2 protein-coding genes are annotated in these 1,111 nt (G+C 65.1%); both read right to left on the bottom strand.

Annotated features, from left to right (window positions below):
- Positions 1-517 (bottom strand): IS66 family transposase (locus E4Q08_RS23995; RefSeq protein ID WP_169072250.1); only part of this gene is annotated, 517 nt, incomplete at its 3' end.
- The coding region (locus tag E4Q08_RS23990; RefSeq protein ID WP_211203556.1) for an IS66 family transposase at positions 495-1,111 on the bottom strand (617 nt) is incomplete at its 5' end. The genes E4Q08_RS23995 and E4Q08_RS23990, both read right to left, overlap by 23 nt.

The raw sequence follows: 1,111 nt of genomic DNA, 5'->3' as shown, positions 1-1,111 counted from the left end.
GTGGAAGAGATTGGCGCCCTGCTTGTGCATGGTTGCGAGATACGAGTGAATGACTGCAGTAGGCATCGGCCCCCTTCTTGGTCCGGAAGCCGCCGGAGACTTTCTGTTTGACCTTGGACATGCGCACGGCTTGCTCGGCCAGGTTGTTGGTGAACGGAACGCCGGGATCCGTGGCAAAGCGCCAGACATCGTCGGTGTAGGTGCGCAAGCGCAGGAGGAGGTTCGTCGCCTTGCTTTGCCGGGGACGCCCGCGTTTGCCCGAGGGTGGAGCCCGGGGATTGAGGGCTTCCCCTTCACTGAGAATGTCGGCGTAGCGGGACAGGAAGAACGCCCGGCGGGATTCCGGCAGCGGCGCACCGGTCTGACCGACCTCATGACAGGCCGTCAGCAGGAGATCGATCATGCGGCCGGCCCAGGCTTGCCCGAGATCCTCAAAGAGGTAGGTCAGCTCGCGCAAGTGATGGGCATTGCACAGACCGTGCTTGCAGAGGAGGTCACGATAAGGTTTCCCAGCCATCGTGAATGAGGGTGCCCAGGAAGCCGGGCAGAATTCCCAGGGCATCGAACGCCTGCTTGCCGCGTTTCGCATGGCAGGCGACCCAGGTCAGCAGTGTGGTCGCCAGGACGTGCATCCAGTGCAGCGAGCCGGCGACACGCAGCCCGGTCTCATCGGCGTGCGCGACATCGGCGACTTGAAGGGCCTGGCCGATGGTGCCCACCGTCGGCGTCAGCCGGACCCCGGCCTCCTGTGAGGCGGCGAGTACCGTGGCTTCGGCCATCGGCAGTCCGAAGAAATCGTCCATCAGCTCCGACGTGCGTTGCACCGGCATCATGTGGTGTTGCGTCAGATGCACCGCTGCCGCCAACGCCGCCGGCCCGTACTGGACCGGCGAAGAAACGCCTTCCGGGAACTCGCCACGGCACACCTCGCCGCAGGCGCAGGTCGCCGCCCAAACTTGATGCTCGGTGACCTCAAAGCGCAACGGCGGCAGATCGAACACCTGCCGGCTCTCGGCCATCGTCGCTTCCCCCAGGGGGCCTTGGCACGCGTGGCAGTGGGCCGCGGGCAAATGCACGACGACTCGATCCGGCTTTTCTACCTTCTGGAGCG

It is taken from the genome of Candidatus Accumulibacter contiguus, from assembly GCF_012940005.1.
Taxonomy (GTDB): domain Bacteria; phylum Pseudomonadota; class Gammaproteobacteria; order Burkholderiales; family Rhodocyclaceae; genus Accumulibacter; species Accumulibacter contiguus.
The sequence above is the reverse complement of the archived record's forward strand: the minus strand, read 5'-3'. Positions and strand labels throughout refer to the sequence as shown.